Source organism: Pseudomonas sp., from assembly GCF_041601375.1.
GTDB lineage: Bacteria > Pseudomonadota > Gammaproteobacteria > Pseudomonadales > Pseudomonadaceae > Aquipseudomonas.
In genome coordinates this window covers 1-16,538 of the sequence record NZ_JBFIIG010000091.1, presented here as the reverse complement: position 1 = coordinate 16,538, position 16,538 = coordinate 1, and the positions used below count along the sequence as shown (strand labels likewise).

General features: G+C 61.4%; 15 protein-coding genes and 1 tRNA gene. All 16 read left to right on the top strand.

Going from position 1 to position 16,538, the window contains the following annotated elements; genetic code table 11:
- Nucleotides 1-76 precede the first annotated feature (76 nt).
- The 16 genes from ABZE94_RS13090 (at nt 77) to ABZE94_RS13015 (ending at nt 15,921) form a co-directional block, all read left to right on the top strand.
- Nucleotides 77-349 (top strand): oxidative damage protection protein, encoded by a 273-nt coding sequence (locus tag ABZE94_RS13090; RefSeq protein ID WP_372875948.1) that lies wholly within the window; start codon nt 77-79, stop codon nt 347-349.
- 149 nt (nt 350-498) lie between these two features.
- Nucleotides 499-574: transfer RNA gene (locus tag ABZE94_RS13085), tRNA-Phe, on the top strand.
- Nucleotides 575-693: 119 nt separating this feature from the next.
- Nucleotides 694-948: a hypothetical protein gene (locus ABZE94_RS13080; protein ID WP_372875947.1), complete on the top strand. Its 255-nt coding sequence runs from the start codon at nt 694-696 to the stop codon at nt 946-948.
- On the top strand, nt 945-1,763 hold the full coding sequence (locus ABZE94_RS13075; protein WP_372875946.1) for an N-6 DNA methylase: 819 nt from the start codon (nt 945-947) through the stop codon (nt 1,761-1,763). Before ABZE94_RS13080 ends, ABZE94_RS13075 begins: the two co-directional genes overlap by 4 nt.
- Nucleotides 1,760-2,425, top strand: a complete 666-nt coding sequence (locus ABZE94_RS13070) for a class I SAM-dependent DNA methyltransferase (RefSeq protein ID WP_372875949.1) — start codon at nt 1,760-1,762, stop codon at nt 2,423-2,425. Before ABZE94_RS13075 ends, ABZE94_RS13070 begins: the two co-directional genes overlap by 4 nt.
- A complete protein-coding gene (locus ABZE94_RS13065; RefSeq protein WP_372875944.1) occupies nt 2,422-3,654 on the top strand; it encodes a restriction endonuclease subunit S in 1,233 nt (410 codons plus the stop codon). Before ABZE94_RS13070 ends, ABZE94_RS13065 begins: the two co-directional genes overlap by 4 nt.
- Before the next feature lie 103 nt (nt 3,655-3,757).
- Nucleotides 3,758-5,641: a DEAD/DEAH box helicase gene (locus ABZE94_RS13060; RefSeq protein ID WP_372875943.1), complete on the top strand. Its 1,884-nt coding sequence runs from the start codon at nt 3,758-3,760 to the stop codon at nt 5,639-5,641.
- Nucleotides 5,642-5,818: 177 nt separating this feature from the next.
- Entirely contained in the window at nt 5,819-6,703 is an 885-nt protein-coding gene (locus tag ABZE94_RS13055) for a DUF3800 domain-containing protein (RefSeq protein WP_372875941.1), read from the top strand.
- A gap of 110 nt (nt 6,704-6,813) precedes the next feature.
- Nucleotides 6,814-6,957, top strand: a complete 144-nt coding sequence (locus ABZE94_RS13050) for a hypothetical protein (RefSeq protein WP_372875940.1) — start codon at nt 6,814-6,816, stop codon at nt 6,955-6,957.
- A gap of 5 nt (nt 6,958-6,962) precedes the next feature.
- Complete coding sequence (locus tag ABZE94_RS13045; RefSeq protein ID WP_372875939.1) at nt 6,963-10,439, top strand: DEAD/DEAH box helicase family protein; 3,477 nt, start codon at nt 6,963-6,965, stop codon at nt 10,437-10,439.
- Between the two features lie 208 nt (nt 10,440-10,647).
- Complete coding sequence (locus tag ABZE94_RS13040; RefSeq protein WP_372875938.1) at nt 10,648-11,316, top strand: YecA family protein; 669 nt, start codon at nt 10,648-10,650, stop codon at nt 11,314-11,316.
- 373 nt (nt 11,317-11,689) lie between these two features.
- Entirely contained in the window at nt 11,690-12,463 is a 774-nt protein-coding gene (locus ABZE94_RS13035; RefSeq protein ID WP_372875937.1) for an ABC transporter ATP-binding protein, read from the top strand.
- Between the two features lie 18 nt (nt 12,464-12,481).
- Nucleotides 12,482-13,234 (top strand): ABC transporter substrate-binding protein, encoded by a 753-nt coding sequence (locus tag ABZE94_RS13030; RefSeq protein ID WP_372875936.1) that lies wholly within the window; start codon nt 12,482-12,484, stop codon nt 13,232-13,234.
- Nucleotides 13,235-13,284: 50 nt separating this feature from the next.
- Complete coding sequence (locus ABZE94_RS13025) at nt 13,285-13,980, top strand: ABC transporter permease (RefSeq protein WP_372875935.1); 696 nt, start codon at nt 13,285-13,287, stop codon at nt 13,978-13,980.
- Complete coding sequence (locus ABZE94_RS13020; protein ID WP_372875934.1) at nt 13,977-14,666, top strand: ABC transporter permease; 690 nt, start codon at nt 13,977-13,979, stop codon at nt 14,664-14,666. The genes ABZE94_RS13025 and ABZE94_RS13020 overlap by 4 nt, the downstream gene beginning before the upstream one ends.
- 37 nt (nt 14,667-14,703) lie before the next feature.
- Nucleotides 14,704-15,921 carry a methyltransferase gene (locus ABZE94_RS13015; RefSeq protein ID WP_372875933.1) on the top strand — a complete coding sequence of 406 codons (1,218 nt, stop codon included), beginning with the start codon at nt 14,704-14,706 and terminating at the stop codon, nt 15,919-15,921.
- Nucleotides 15,922-16,538: the final 617 nt, after the last annotated feature.

Sequence of the window (16,538 nt, the reverse complement as noted above, 5' to 3'; positions counted from 1 at the left end):
TTGCCGCCCCGGTGAAGAAACTGCTGAAGCGCGCGGCCGACGCACTCGCGACAGAACAGAACACTGGAGAGCAGCCATGACCCGCACCGTAATGTGCCGCAAGCACAAAAAAGAACTCCCCGGCCTCGACCGCCCACCCTACCCGGGCGCCAAAGGCGAAGACATCTTCACCAACGTCTCCAAGCAAGCCTGGGACGAATGGCAGAAGCACCAGACCCTGCTGATCAACGAACGCCGCCTGAACATGATGAACGCCGAGGACCGCAAATTCCTCCAGGCCGAGATGGACAAGTTCCTCTCCGGCGAGGACTACGCCCAGGCCGAAGGCTACGTGCCGCCCAGCGAGTGAGCGATCAGCGCCCGCCCAGAACCATCACGGCGGGCACCTTAAACCTCGCCGCTTTTCGTCTTGCGCCGCTAAGCGCCCGTAATAACTAAATATTTTTCAAACTCACGCTTGACACCTACCCTTCAAATCCGTCTAATAGCGCCCCGTTGGCCCAGGTAGCTCAGTCGGTAGAGCAGGGGATTGAAAATCCCCGTGTCGGCGGTTCGATTCCGTCCCTGGGCACCATAAATACCGAAAAAGGCTCACAGCGATGTGGGCCTTTTTTCTATCTGCAGGAAAAGCTGGCGACCTCGCTCGCCCTGCGCCATGTTCAGCACCGTCAGTCACCAGGGACGCCCGCTGCCATGCACGATCTGACTCGCCACAGCCCCGAAAACGGCCCGCTCGCGCAGCAACTGCGCGGCAACAATGGCAACGCTTGGCTGGCCCCTATGCAAAGCGCCGAACCGCCTGCCTGCAGCATGCAGAGCATCAGCCCGCCTATCCGCAGCATTTCCGACCAGGGCGGCCGCCAGCGGGCCAACACCCCGTTGCGCGAGCAGCTGGAGCACCCGGCTCGCAGCTCAATAGCACTCAACTCAGGCAGTCAGCTCCCATGATCACAGGCGCTATCAAATCCCAGGTTGACCAGATCTGGAACGCATTCTGGAGTGGCGGCATCTCCAACCCCATGGAAGTCATCGAGCAGATGACCTACCTGCCGTTCATCAAGCGCCTGGACGAGTTGCAGACGGTCAAGGAGAAGAAAGCCGCGCGCACCGGCAAGCCGATCGAGAGGCCGATCTTCAACGCGCCCAACAGCCTCCTGCGCTGGTCGGTGTTCAAGGACCTGGGCGACACCGCCGAGCTGTACCGGGTGGTCGCCGACCAGGTGTTCCCCTTCATCAAATCCCTCGGTGGTGCGGACGCCGACTCCACCTACGCCGCGCACATGAAAGATGCGCGCTTCACCATCCCCAACCCGGCGCTGCTGGCCAAGGTGGTGGACCTGCTCGACGCCATTCCCATGGAAGACCGCGACACCAAGGGTGACCTCTACGAATACCTGCTGAGCAAGATCGCCAGCGCCGGGCAGAACGGCCAGTTCCGCACGCCCCGGCATATCATCAAGCTGATGGTCGAGCTGATGGCGCCCAAGCCGTCAGACAGCATCTGCGACCCGGCCTGCGGCACCGCCGGCTTTCTGGTGGCCGCCGCCGAATACCTCAACGCCCGGCACAGCGACGAGCTGTACCAGGACAGCTCCTCGGCCAAACGCTTCAACCAGGACACCTTCCACGGCTTCGACTTCGACAGCACCATGCTCCGCGTCGGCTCGATGAACATGCTGCTGCATGGCGTGGAAAACCCGGCCATCGAAAACCGCGACTCGCTCAGCGAGGGCCATGCCGGGGTCGAGGGCAGTTCAGCCTGATCCTGGCCAACCCGCCGTTCGCCGGCAGCCTGGATTACGAGAGCTGCGCCAAGGACCTGCAGCAGATCGTCAAGACCAAGAAGACCGAGCTGCTGTTTCTCGCCCTGTTCCTGCGCCTGCTCAAGGCCGGCGGCCGCGCCGCGGTGGTGGTGCCGGACGGCGTGCTGTTCGGCTCGAGCAAGGCGCACAAGACCCTGCGCCGAATGTTGGTGGAAGAGCACAAGCTGGACGGCATCGTCTCCATGCCCTCGGGCGTATTCCGCCCCTATGCCGGGGTGTCCACCGCCATCTTGCTGTTCACCAAGACCAACTCCGGCGGCACCGACCACGTCTGGTTCTACGACATGCAGGCCGACGGCTACTCGCTGGACGACAAGCGCAACCCGCTGGACGCCAGTAAGCACGAGTGCAACAACCTGCCCGACATCCTCGCCCGCTGGCACAAACGCAGCATGAGCGCCGGCCTTGACCGCACCGCGCAGAGTTTTCTGGTGCCCAAGGCCGAGATCGTCGGCAACGACTACGACCTGTCGATCAACCGCTACAAGGAAGTGGTGTACCAGCAGGTGCAGCACGAAGCGCCGCAGAAGATTCTGGCCGAGTTGAAGGCGCTGGAGGCGGAGATTATGCGGGGGATGGATGAGTTGGAGGGGCTGTTGTGACCAATGCAGTGATGACCACTGTTGGTGCAGTCCTACAACGCATTGAAGCGGGTCGCAGCACCAAAACCTTGGAACGACCAGCGAAAGATGGCGAACTCGGAATTCTTCGTGTAAGCGCTGTTACCTGGGGTGAGTTTCGTCCTGGTGAGAATAAGGCAATGCCGTTGGACTACGACCCTGGAAATGTTCCGCGCGCAATGCAAGGAGATATTCTTATTTCGCGAGCGAATACTCGCGAGCTCGTTGGTGCGCCTGTCATGGTCGAGACTGATCACCCAAACCTACTGCTATCAGACAAGATTCTGAGGTTGGTTCCCGATTGCAATATTGTCGCGCCTCGTTACCTGCTACGGGCATTGCGTTCGCAGGCAGCTGCATTACATTTTTCGCAATGCGCGGGCGGCACCAGCGGGTCGATGACTAACATCACTCAAGGCGACATTCGAGCAACTCCTTTGAGGTTGCCACCTCTTTCCGAACAACACCGTATAGCACGGATTCTGGACAAGGCCGACGCGCTGCGCGCCAAGCGCCGCGAAGCCATCGCCAAACTCGATCAGCTGCTGCAGTCCGTATTTCTGGAGATGTTCGGCGACCCGGTGACAAATCCGAAAGGCTGGCCCGAGGGATCAATCGACATAGTGGCATCTGATCGTTCGGCGGTTCGATGCGGCCCCTTTGGCACACAGCTTAAAGTGCACGAGCTTACTGAGGCTGGGGTGCCCCTATGGGGAATCGAGAATGTTCATGACAACAGGTTTGTCGGCAGTCCTTCAAAGTTTCTCAGTCCCGAAAAAGCGATTCAGCTTCAAGCATTTGAGGCCCGTCCCGGTGATGTTCTAATTACACGCATGGGCACTATCGGCCGCGCTTGTGTTGTTCCCAGCAACGCGCCGACTGGGCGAATTTCCTACCACCTATTTCGCATTCGCCCAGATCCGGCTAAGTGCCTGCCAGAGTTCTTAGCTGCAACAATTTCCAGAAGCGGAACATTTGCACAACAGCTAAGAAAACTTGCCCGCGGAGCGATTATGGCGGGATTGAATACCACGGTATTGAAGGAGGTAAAGTTCTTACTACCGCCCCTAGAGCTGCAGCGCAGCTACCTGGACAAGGTTGCAGCAATTGACGCAGTTCTATCTCGTCAGATTCAAAGTGCGGCTCAGCTTGAACACCAGTTCGAATCGCTACAGCATTCCGCGTTCACCAGCGTTGCTAGAAATGACTAGCGGCCGCTCTCTGCCAAGCTCTTTAAAGGAGCGAGGTAACGGGCTTATTCCGCGCCAATAGACAACCAGTGCCCCCAGCACGCCACGGAACAGGCAATCCCCTATGGCTCAATTCTTCCCCGCCCGCACCGCCTGCCGTTTCGACACCAGCGGCGAGCGCCGCCTGGCCGAGCGCTTGGAGAAGAAGCTCGAAGACGATTACCTGTGCTGGTTCAATATCCCGGTGGGGCCCAAGGCCTTGCAGCCGGATTTCGTCGTGCTGCATCCGCAACGCGGGGTGCTGGTGCTGGAGGTCAAGGACTGGAAGCTGGATACCATCCAGAGCATGGATCGCGGCCAGGCGAAGATCTTCGCCGACGGCCAGCTGAAAACCCAGAAGAACCCGATGCTGCAGGCGCGGGCCTACACCATGGAAGTCAGCATGCTGCTGCAGAAGGACCCGGCGCTGCGGCAGCCGGCCGGCTCGCCGCGCGCCGGCAACCTGATCATGCCGTTCGGCTGGGGCGTGGTGCTGACCCGGATCACCCGCAAGCAGTTCGAGGGCACTGACCTGGCCGAAGTACTCAACCCGCAGCAGGTTATTTTCCAGGACGAGATGACCGAATCGGTGGACGCCGAGGCCTTCCAGCAGCGCCTGTGGGACATGTTCCACCACGTCTTCCCCTGCCACCTGAGCCTGCCGCAGATCGACCGGGTGCGTTATCACCTCTACCCCGAGGTGCGGGTCAACGCGCAACCGGGACAGTTTGGCCTGTTCGCCGAGCAGGACGCGCCGCTGCCGAGCCTGATCAAGGTCATGGACTTGCAGCAGGAGCAACTGGCGCGCTCCCTCGGTGAAGGCCACCGGGTGATCCACGGCGCCGCCGGCAGCGGCAAGACCATGATCCTCGGCTACCGCTGCGCGCACCTGGCCCAGGTGTCGAGCAAGCCGGTGCTGGTGCTCTGCTACAACAAATCCCTGGCCGGCCGCTTGCAGCAGGTGCTGGCCGAGCGTGGCCTGAGCGAAAAGGTCACCGTGCTTAATTTTCACGCCTGGTGCTCGGAGATGCTCAGGACCTATAACGTCGATCGCCCCGCGCAGAACTTATCGATCAACGCCAAGATGGCGCAGATGGTTGAAAACACCATCGACGGCGTGGATCGCGGCCTGATCCCGCGCGCGCAATACGCGGCGGTACTGATCGACGAGGGCCATGACTTCCAGCCGGAGTGGTTCAAGCTGGTGGTGCAGATGATCGACCCCGAAAGCAATTCGCTGCTGGTGCTGTATGACGACGCGCAGTCGATCTATCGCGGCAAGGGCGCGAAAAGCTCGCTGGACTTCAGCTTCGCCAGCGTCGGCGTGCAGGCCCAGGGCCGCACCACTATTCTGCGGCTGAACTACCGCAATACCGTCGAGGTGTTGTCGGTGGCCCGCGCCTTCGCCCTGGAACTGTTGACCGCCCGCGACGCCGGCGAGGATGGCGTGCCCATAGTCGCGCCGCAAAGCGCCGGACGCCGCGGCGCCTTCCCGGAACTGCTGCGCTGTGAATCGGACTGGCATGAATGGAACTGCATCGTCGAGCGCATCCGCGATGAACAGGGCCAGGGCCGCGTGCTCAACGACATGGCGGTGATCTATCGCAGCAACAGCCAGGCCCAGCGCATCGAACGGGTCTTGAGCGAGGCCGGCATCGCCTACAGCTCGGGCGCCTCGGCCAAGGGCCGCGGCGCATTGTATGGCGCCGAGGATGCGGTCAAGATCGTCAGCATGCATTCGAGCAAAGGCCTGGAATTCGGCCTGGTACTGATCCCTGGCCTGGGCGAAATGCCGAGGAAGGGTGAAGAAGAAGCCGACGAGGCGCGCCTGCTCTACGTGGCCATGACCCGCGCCATCGACCGCCTGGTGATGACCTACCGCGAACATTCGAGCTTCAGCCGCAGGATTCAGGATTCGATCAGCAGCGTGCGCCAGCATCTGGCGACGGCTGACGAACAACAGACATAGGCGTAGTTATGGGCAAACTCCAGTTTCTGCAGCGGTCATGCAATGGGCTGCACAAGTCAGCGAAAGGCCCCACGCCAGCCGTAAGCCACGCCCACCCGACCAACCAAAGGATATTCCGAGCAGACGAGCTGGAAAAAAATTACTATCTCCCTGCACCCTTAGCCGGTCTCATAAGCAATGACTGAGAAAACTGCCGCTCCAACTGAAGCCCCCAAGAGCCAGGAGCCCAAACAATATCCGCTGTTTGGAGGCGAGGCTGATAGCGCACCGGAAAGCCCTACGTGCGGACCGATAGACAAGCCATTCAGCAAATACGTTGTATATGTGGACGAAAGTGGCGACCACGGACTGGAAAACGTCGATCCGAACTATCCGGTGTTTGTTCTCGCCTTCTGCGTATTTCATAAGACCCACTACGCGCAGCGGGTCGTGCCCGCAATCGAGACTTTTAAATTTAGTCACTTCGGTCACGATCTCGTCGTTCTGCATGAAACCGACATCCGCAAAGAAAAAGGCGGTTTCAGATTCAATAGTCGCCAGCACCGTGAACAGTTCCTAACCGAACTGACCGACATCATCGAAACAAGCAACTTCGTTCTGATCAGCTGCGTGATCGACAAGCATCGGTTGCGTGAGCGAACCAGCAATCCGTATCACTTGGCACTGGGCTTTTGCTTGGAAACGCTCTACGAACTGCTAGAAGAGAAACAGCAACACCAACCAACTACGCATGTCGTGGTGGAGTGCAGAGGCAAGCGGGAGGACGCCGAATTGGAACTGGAATTCAGGCGAATCTGTGCGGGGGACAATAAATTCGGGAAGACGCTGCCCTTCGAGATCGTATTTGCCGACAAAAAAACCAACTCATCTGGCTTGCAGCTGGCCGATTTGGTGGCGCGCCCCATTGGACTGTCAGTGGTAAAACCAGAGCAGCCGAACCGGGCGTTCGATCTTCTCAAGCGGAAATTCTTCTGCAGTGGCGGACGCATGCAGGTGGGCATCGGTTTCGACGGATGGGGCCTAAAAATTCACCCAGCCCTAGAAAGCGAAAGGCCCCGGTGATCGCACCGAGGCCATGACGCCGACCGGGAACCCCCAGTCCATTTGCGGTAATTGTAGGTTTTAACGCTCGCTCATCGCAAGCGTGTTCTACAAAGAAAACGGATAAAACAATGACCTACTTGCAGTTCCTGCCCCTGAATTCGTCGTTCATCTCCAGCCCGTCAGGTGCCGAGCAGCAGGGCAAGCTGCAATTCGCCTCCCCTACCGCGCCGAACCATGAAATGCAGGCCTACCGCACAACGGAAAGTGAGTAGTCACCATGAGTAATTTCCAGTTTCTCGCCCCTGAATTCAAAGCCCTTCTCGAACCGGCCACGGGCGCGGAGCAACTGGTGTACTCCGACCCGCGCGCCTGCTGCATGCGCACCCGGCATGCCCTGGAGCAAACGGTGCATTGGCTGTACGAGCATGACCGCGACCTGCGCATGCCCTATGACACCGGCCTGAATGTGTTGCTGACCCAGATCGAGTTTGTGCGGCTGCTGCCGCCACCGATCCACCAGAAGGCACGACTGATCCAGAAGTTCGGCAACCAGGCGGTGCATGCCAAGCAGCCCGTTGGTTACGGCGATGCGATGAAGCTGGTGCGCGAACTGTTCCATGTACTGTTCTGGCTGGCGCGCACCTATACCCGCGCCAGCGACCCCAAGAGCATTGCCGCCGAGTTCGACGAAAAGCGCGTGCCCAGGCTGGTCAGCGTGGCCGAGGCCGCCGCATTCACCCGCGAAGAGCTGAAGAAGCAGGAAGCCCAGTTCCAGCTACAGATCGCCGCCCTGCATGCGCAACTGGAAGCACGTGAAGCGGCTATCGCCGAGCAGGCGGCGCTGCCGGCAGAACGCGAGGCCATGCTGCGCACCCTCGATGCCAGCCTGGCCGATACCCGCGCCGAACTGGCGCAGGCCAAGACCGCCAATCTCGCCGTGCCGGATAGCCACGACTATGACGAGGCGGACACCCGGCGCTTGTTTGTCGACGTGCTGCTGCGCGAAGCGGGCTGGGAGCTGGGCAAAAACGCCGCTGCCGAGGTGCCCGTTAGCGGCATGCCCAATGAGCAGGGTCAGGGCTTTGTCGATTACGTGCTCTGGGGCGCGGACGGCAAGCCACTTGCGGTGGTGGAAGCCAAGCGCAGCCTGAAAGACCCGGACGTGGGCCAACAGCAGGCCAAGCTGTATGCCGACTGCCTGGAGGCTGAAAAAGGCCAGCGCCCGCTGATTTTCTACAGCAACGGTAACCACACCTGGCTGTGGGACGACCGCCGCGCACCGCCGCGTGAGGTGCAAGGTTTCTACAGCCGCGAAGAGCTGGAACTGGCCGTCCAGCGCCATCATCTGCAAACCGATGTGCGCACGCTGCCGATCAATAGCAAGATCGTCGAGCGCGCCTATCAGCATCGGGCTGTCCGCGCGATGGCCGAGTCGCTGGCCCTGGGTCGCCGCGCGGGGCTGCTGACCATGGCCACCGGCACAGGCAAGACGCGCATGTCCATCGCCCTGGTAGAGTTGCTGATGCGCGCCAACTGGGTCAAGCGCGTGCTGTTTCTGGCTGACCGCGTGGCCCTGGTCAAACAGGCGGCCAATGCCTTCAAGGAGTTTCTGCCTGACTCCAGCCCGGTCAATCTGGTCACCGAGAAGAACGGCCAGGGCCGGGTCTACCTGTGCACCTATCCAACCATGATGGGCCTGATCGACCAGATGGAAGGCGACCGCCGCAAGTATGGCGTCGGCCACTTCGACCTGATCGTGATCGACGAGGCGCACCGCAGCGTGTATCAGAAGTACGGCGCGATCTTCCGCTACTTCGACAGCTACCTGGTCGGCCTGACCGCCACGCCGCGCGATGAGGTGGACCGCGACACTTACCACCTGTTCGGCCTGGAAACCGGGGTACCCACCGATGCCTACGGCTTGGATGAAGCAGTAGGCGACGGCTATCTGGTACCGCCGAAATCGTACTCGGTACCGATCAAGTTCGTGCGCGAGGGCATCCGCTATGACCAACTCAGTGCCGATGAGAAAGAACACTGGGAATCGCTGGACTGGGGCGACCGTTCTGGCCAAGACGATACCCCGAGCGAAGTGCTCGCCTCCGAGGTCAACAAGCAACTGTTCAACGAGCACACCGTTGACCTGATGCTCAAGCACCTGATGCAGCACGGCCTGAAAGTGGAGGGCGGCGACAAGATCGGCAAGACCATCATTTTTGCGGTCAACCAGAAGCACGCCGAATTTATCGCCCGCCGCTTCAACCACCACTATCCGCAGTACAACGGCGAGTTCGCGCGGGTTATCACCCATGCGGTGAGCTATGCGCAAAGCCTGATCGATGACTTCGGTAGTAAGCTGAACAAGCTGCCGCAGATCGCCATTTCGGTAGACATGCTGGACACCGGTATCGACGTGCCGCAGGTGCTGAATCTGGTGTTCTTCAAGGCGGTACGCTCGAAGGTCAAGTTCCTGCAGATGATTGGCCGCGGCACCCGCCTGTGCCCGAACCTGTTCGCGCCGGATATGCATAAGAGCGAGTTCGTCATCTTCGACTTCTGCGCCAACTTCGAATACTTCAACGAGAACCCCAAGGGCGCACTGGGTGGCATGGCCGAGCCGCTGGGCAAACGGCTGTTCAAGGCACGCCTGGATCTGCTGTCGCTGCTGTCATCAGGCCAGTCTCGCCAACCTGCAGACATTGAGGAGGGTATCGGTAAGTACGACGCCTTTGTCGTGCTGCGCGGCGATCTGAGCAACGAACTGCACGACGAAGTAGCGGCAATGAACCCGGATAACTTCATCGTCCGCAGCGAGCTTGAACATGTTACCCGCTTTGCCGATCGCGAGGCCTGGAACGCCCTGGACGATGCGACACTAGGCGATCTGCGCACCCACGTCGCCGGCCTGCCCAGCGAGCGCGAGGCTGAGCACATCAGCGCCAAACTGTTCGACCTGGTCTGCCTCAACCTGCAATTGGCGTTGCTGCGTTCGACCAGCGACTTCATGACCTACCGCGACAAGGTGATCGAGCTGGCCAGCCAACTGGAAGTGATGGAAGCCATTCCCGCCGTGCATGCCGAGGTCGCGCTGCTGCAGGACGTGCAAACTGAAGAATATTGGCAGGACATCACTCTGCCTATGATCGAGCAACTGCGGAGACAGATGCGCGGGCTGATCCAGTTCATCGAGCACCGCCCCGGCAACCCGGTATACAGCATGCTGACCGACCAGATCGGCGAAGCGACTGTAGTTAACCTCAAGAACTTCAGCACCGGTATCAATCTCGCTCAGTACAGGAAGAAGGTCGAGGCCTATATCCGCGCCAACGAGAACCACGTAGCCATCGCCAAGCTCAGACACAACCGAGCGCTGACGCCGAGCGACCTGAACGAACTGGAGCACTTCGTCTATGACTCCGAGCCGGTAGAAAGCCGCAGTCGTTTCGAAGAGTGCTATGGCCGCGATAAACCGCTGACGCTGCTGATCCGCTCACTGGTGGGCTTGGACCGCAATGCCGCCAAAGAAGCATTCGGCCAGTTCCTCGACGACAACCGCTACAGCAGCCAGCAGATTCGCTTTGTCGAGATGATCATCGAGCGCCTGACCAGGCAGGGCGTCATAGAGGCGGGACAACTCTACGAGCCGCCTTTCACCGCGCTGCACCATGAGGGGCTGGATGGCACGTTCGGGGATGCCGATGCGGATGCGATTGTGGCGGTTGTGTCGGAAATCAACCGCAGGGCAGCGGCGTAGGGTGAGTTAGGCGCGAACCAGGGTCACGCAAACAACGCCAAACCCGAGCGCGCCGTAACTCACCATGGCGATCTACCGGTAAACCGCAATGGTGGGTTACGCCGCGCTCGGCTTGCGCGGTGATGTAAACAACCACCTTCAGCGCCGCTAACCCACCCTACACCCAGACTTCCCGGCGCACATCTAACCCGAACCACGAGATGACCACATGAATACCGACCCGCTCAGCGAAGCCGAACTGGATTATGTCGAGAGCATCTTGCTCAAGTACGGCAACGACGACTCGATACTGGACGCCAGCGAACTGGACGGCTTTTTCACCGCGCTGATCTCCGGCCCGGAAATACTGCCGCCCAGCCGCTGGCTACCGGAACTGTGGGGCGGCGAGCTGCCTGAACTAGATTGGGTGAGTGCCGAAATGCAGCGTTTTATGGCCCTGCTGATCCAGCATATGAATAACTGCGTGATGATGCTGATGGAGTACCCGGCTGAGTTCGAGGCCCTGTTTCAGCAGCGTGAGCAGCGGGGCGAAACCATCACCATCGTCGAGGAGTGGTGCTTCGGCTATATCCGCGGCGTAGCCCTTGGCCAATGGCCGCAGCTGCCGGATGCCGAAGCCGCACACCTGGCGGCGATCGACCTGCACGGCAACGAGGCCTTCTTCCCGCTGCTGGAGCAAATGAGCCCGGCCCAGCACCAGCAGTCAGTCCAGGACATCGAGCCGGCGGTGCGCGCCCTGCATGCCTATTGGCTTGGCCAGCGCAGCAGTCACGCCCGGCCGACTCCAAGCCCACTGCGCGCGGCCCCCCAACCGGGCCGCAACGCTCCCTGCCCCTGCGGCAGCGGGAAAAAATTCAAGCAGTGCTGCCTGCATTAACCGCCAGCAGCAGCTCGCAGGGTGCCGGTGCCGCCGAATGGCCAAGCCGTGTTCCTGGACGTGGCAAACGCGAAGCACCGAGCAGATCACCGTAAACTCAACAAGCGTAGTTATTGGATTTGGGCACAACTGCAGCTGGACAAGAAGCATTTCGGCGCCCTGACTGGGCTGTAGCTCGACGATAGGTGCTGATCATCCAGACAGATATTGCGTCTGCGCGACAGTCAGCAGCAACCAGGCGACACCCGCGGCATACCAGGCCCTAGACGCACACCAAACGGCTTGGCGGCTGGCGAAACGCTATGCTAGCTTGACGGCTCGCCAGGAGGGCCACGTAACGCCTGAGCGCATTCGAACAAGAAGAGGACACCCCATGGCCGAGGCCACGCCAGCGCTGGAAATCCGCAACCTGCACAAACGTTTCGGCGACCTCGAGGTGCTCAAAGGCATCTCCCTCACCGCGCGCGATGGCGACGTGATTTCCATTCTCGGCTCATCCGGTTCCGGCAAATCGACCTTCCTGCGCTGCATCAACCTGCTGGAAAACCCCAACCAGGGGCAGATCATCGTCGCCGGCGAAGAACTCAAGCTCAAGCCCGGCAAGCACGGCGACCTGGTCGCCGCCGATAGCAAGCAGATCAACCGCCTGCGCAGCGAACTGGGCTTCGTCTTTCAGAATTTCAACCTGTGGCCGCACATGAGCGTGCTCGATAACATCATCGAAGCGCCACGCCGGGTGCTCGGCCTGAGCAAGGCCGAGGCGATCGAGCGGGCCGAGGTGCTGCTGGCCAAGGTCGGCATCGGCGAGAAACGCCACGTCTACCCGAATCAGCTGTCCGGCGGCCAGCAGCAGCGCGCGGCCATCGCCCGCACCCTGGCCATGCAGCCGAAAGTGATCCTGTTCGACGAGCCGACATCGGCCCTCGACCCGGAGATGGTACAAGAAGTGCTTAATGTGATCCGCGCACTGGCCGATGAAGGTCGCACCATGCTGCTGGTGACTCACGAGATGGGCTTCGCCCGTCAGGTGTCCAGTGAAGTGGTGTTCCTGCATCAGGGCCTGGTGGAAGAACAAGGCTCGCCCGAGCAGGTGTTCGACAACCCGACCTCGGCGCGCTGCAAACAATTCATGTCCAGCAATCGCTAAACACGGAGCAACTCTCGCATGCTGAAATACAAGAAGATCCTGCTCGCCGCAGCCGCCACCCTGGCTTTCGGCACCAGCGCCATCGCCGCTGAAAAACTCAAGATGGGCACCGAAGGCGCTTATCCGCCCTTCAACCTGATCGACGCCAGCGGCCAGGTCGGCGGCTTCGACGTGGAAATCGGCCAGGCCCTGTGCGCCAAGATGGAAGTCGAGTGCGAAGTGGTCACCTCCGACTGGGACGGCATCATCCCGGCCCTCAACGCCAAGAAATTCGACTTCCTGATCGCGTCGATGTCGATCACCGAAGAACGCCAGGCGGCCGTCGACTTCACCGACCCCTACTACACCAACAAGCTGCAGTTCATTGCGCCCAAGGGCCGCGATTTCAAGACCGACAAGGCCAGCCTCCAAGGCAAGGTAATCGGCGCCCAGCGTGCCACCATCGCCGGCACCTGGCTGGAAGACAACCTGGACGGGGTCGTCGACATCAAGCTCTACGACACCCAGGAAAACGCCTACCTCGACCTGACTTCGGGTCGGGTCGACGGCGTGCTGGCGGACACCTTCGTCAACTGGGAATGGCTCAAGAGCGACGCCGGCAAGGACTTCGAGTTCAAGGGCGAGCCGGTATTCGACAATGACAAGATCGGCATCGCCGTGCGCAAGGGCGATCCGCTGCGCGAGAGGCTGAACGCCGCGCTGCAGGCCATCATCGAAGACGGCACCTACAAGAAGATCAACGACAAGTACTTCCCGTTCAGCATTTACTGAGCAGCCTGCCCTGCGTCGCCCTCGCGGGCGGTGCAGGCTTCTGACCCCCCATGACTCTAGATCTCTACGGATTCGGCCCGGCCCTGGCCGCCGGCACCCTGATGACCATCAAGCTGGCGCTCAGCGCGCTGGCCCTGGGTCTGGTGCTCGGCCTGCTCGGCGCATTGGCCAAGACTTCCCCGTACAAGCCGCTGCAGTGGCTTGGCGGCACCTATTCGACCATAGTGCGCGGCATCCCCGAACTGCTCTGGGTGCTGCTGATCTATTTCGGCTCCGTGCAGGTGATGCGCAACCTGGCCGACCAGTTGGGCATCGAGAGCCTCGAACTGAGCGCCTTCGCCGCCGGCACCATCGCCCTCGGCCTGTGCTTCGGCGCCTATGCCACCGAGGTGTTCCGCGGGGCGATACTCGCCATCCCCAAGGGTCATCGCGAAGCCGGTCAGGCGCTGGGCCTGTCCGTGCCGCGGATCTTCTGGCGCCTGATCCTGCCGCAGATGTGGCGCATCGCCCTGCCCGGCCTGGGCAACCTGTTCATGATTTTGATGAAGGACACCGCCTTGGTGTCGGTGATCGGCCTGGAAGAAATCATGCGCCGCTCGCAGATCGCCGTCACCTCGAGCAAAGAACCCTTTACCTTTTTCCTGGTGGCGGCCTTTATCTACCTGGGCCTCACCATAGTCGCCATGATCGGCCTGCACTTCCTTGAGAAGCGCTCCAGCCGCGGCTTTATCAGGAGCGCGGGATGAACTGGGAAGTAATCATCAAATGGCTGCCACGCCTGGCCGAAGGCGCCTTGCTGACCCTGGAGCTGGTGGCCATCGCGGTTGTCGCCGGCCTGATCCTGGCCATCCCCCTGGGTATCGCCCGCGCCTCCCGACACTGGTACGTGCGCGCCCTGCCCTACGGCTACATCTTCTTCTTCCGCGGTACGCCACTGCTGGTGCAGCTGTTCCTGGTCTACTACGGCCTGGCCCAGTTCGAAGCCGTGCGCGAGGGCCCGCTCTGGCCCTACCTGCGCTCGGCCTACTGGTGCGCCATCCTGACCATGACCCTGCACACCGCGGCCTATATCGCCGAGATCCTCCGCGGGGCGATCCAGGCCGTACCGCCGGGTGAAGTGGAAGCGGCACGCGCACTGGGCATGGCCCGCTGGCAGACCATGCTCTATATCGTCCTGCCGCGCGCCGCGCGCATCGGCCTGCCCGCCTACAGCAACGAAGTGATCCTGATGCTCAAGGCCAGCTCCCTGGCCAGCACCGTCACCCTGCTGGAGCTGACCGGCATGGCCCGCACCATCATCGCCCGCACCTACCTGCCGGTGGAGATCTTCTTCGCCGCCGGCATGTTCTACCTGCTGATCGCCTTCATCCTGGTGCGCGGCTTCAAGCTGCTGGAACGCTGGCTCAGGGTCGACGCCTGCCAGGGCCGCTGACGCGACGGGGCGCTCGCCCAGGCATGACGACACGCGCATGAACGACTCCCCCCTCAGCGGCGACAGCCTGCTCCAGCGCTTCCAGGCGCTGGATGCCTTTGTCCTGCAGCACCAGGCGCTCTGGCAGCCGCGGCCATTCACCCAGCGGCAACTGCCGTGGGAACACCAACACCCGCAACTCGCCCGCTGGCTCAGAGCGCGCAGCCTGGAACAGGCCGAGGCCAGCCACAACCAGCCGCACCTGCTCGATGCACCCGCGCCCTTTACCGGGCTCGCCGCGCAGGCCAGCGCCCTGAGCCGCGTCGGCGCCTTCACGCCACAGCCCTCGCCGCCACTGCCGGCGCGCTTCTCGGTCGACGTGCCGGGGCGCAAATGGCAACAGATCCAGGCCTTCGCCGGCTGCCTGCAGTTTCACCAGCCCGCCCGACACTGGCTCGACTGGTGCGCCGGCAAAGGCCATCTCGGCCGCATGCTGGCGCATGACGGACGGCCCCTGACCTGCCTGGAACACAATCCCGAGCTGGTCCACAGCGGGCAACTGCTCAGCCAGCGCCTGCACCTCAACGCCCGCCATCTGCAGCAGGACGTACTCGGCGCCGATGCCGGCGCGCAACTCGGCCGCGAACACACCCCGGTCGCCCTGCACGCCTGCGGCGATCTGCATGTGCGCCTGATACAGCTCGCCAGCGCGGCCGGCTGCACGCAATTGGCCATAGCGCCGTGCTGCTACAACCGCATCGCCAGCCCCGATTACCAGGCGCTCTCCGCTGCCGCCCAGGCATCGGCCTTGCGACTCTCGCTGGATGACCTGGCCCTGCCACTCAGCGAAACCGTCACCGCTGGCGCCCGCGTGCGCCGCCAGCGCGATCGCTCCATGGCCTGGCGCCTGGCATTCGACGTGCTGCAACGCGAACTGCGCGGCATCGACCAGTACCTGCCCACACCGTCCCTGCCGACGGCCTGGCTGGCGAAAGACTTCGCCGACTACTGCACAGACCTCGCCGCCCTGAAACAACTGCCCGCACCAGCCCGGTCAAGAGACTGGCAACGACTGCAAGCCCAGGGCTGGCAACGACTGGCCCAGGTGCGCAACCTGGAACTGCTGCGCGGCTTGTTCCGCCGCCCCCTGGAACTCTGGCTGCTGCTCGACCGCGCGCTCTACCTGCAAGAGCAGGGCTTCAGCGTACGCCTCGGCAGCTTCTGCCCGCAGCAGCTCACCCCACGCAACCTGCTGCTGCTCGCCGAACGCCGCTGAGCCCACCCAAGTTACCCACATTATCTGTGGATAACTGTGTTGATAGATTCTGAGCAGACTCGCCAAACGCCCCGATCAGCGCCCTCGACGGCGCCTGTACATTTTTTGAGCGCAATACAAAGACCAATAAAAACAGACACTTATAAAAAACCGCGAAACACCTCACAAAATGTGCGCGCACTCTTAGGAAATCCCTTGTGCTTGTGCATAAGGATTTCGCTGCTAATCACCAGACCCGCAACAAACAGCCTGTTTAGCCCTGCCCCAACACCGGACAGCGACCTGCACCCCCGCCTCGCGCTTACAGGAAAGTCGACCCGGCACCATGCTTTTGCACTGCAGCCGCGGGCGGTCTGCAGCTGCCTTAGCCACAGATCCCATGACCTACATGGATAGACGGATGAGAGGACAGAGAAAGCAGTGCCGAGAACGCCCCCTGCCCCCGAACGGCATGCCCGAGAACGCCGCCGACGGCAGGCTGGCGAAGGCGTGAACATATTCAGAAGAAACAATGCGCAGACGACTTTACTCGGCCAGATGAATGGATATAATGGCGCCCCTGAAATGCCGGTATAGCTCAGCTGGTAGAGCAACTGACTTGTAATCAGTAGGTCCCG